This window comes from Rhodovulum viride, from assembly GCF_003265965.1.
GTDB classification, from domain to species: domain Bacteria; phylum Pseudomonadota; class Alphaproteobacteria; order Rhodobacterales; family Rhodobacteraceae; genus Rhodovulum; species Rhodovulum kholense.
In genome coordinates, this window is the sequence record NZ_MUAV01000236.1 from 1 (window position 1) to 321 (window position 321).

The window sequence follows — 321 nt, forward strand, 5'->3', positions numbered from 1 at the left end:
CCTCGTCGGTCTTCGCGGCGCAGGGGTCGCAGATCGCCTCGATGTTCGGGCCGGTTGGGGCTGTCGTCGGCACGCTGGCGGCGGTCGGCCTGCCGCTGCTGGGGATGGCCTTCAGCAGCGCGGCGAAGGACGGGCGGGACCTCTCCGAGGTGCTGGATGATCTGGAAAGCTCGGTCGCGGCGCTCGACGCGGTGACGCGGAGCTATTCCGCGAAGGGGCTGGTCGAGCTGAAGGAAAAGTACGGCGAGGTCAATGCCGAGATCCTGACCCTGATCGAGCGGCAGAAACAGGTGGCGATCGCCGATGCCGTGCGCGATGCCG

General features: G+C 68.5%; 1 protein-coding gene. It reads left to right on the forward strand.

What is annotated here, in order from left to right:
- On the forward strand, positions 1-321 hold a 321-nt coding region (locus tag BYZ73_RS23340; RefSeq protein WP_220086900.1), incomplete at both ends, for a hypothetical protein.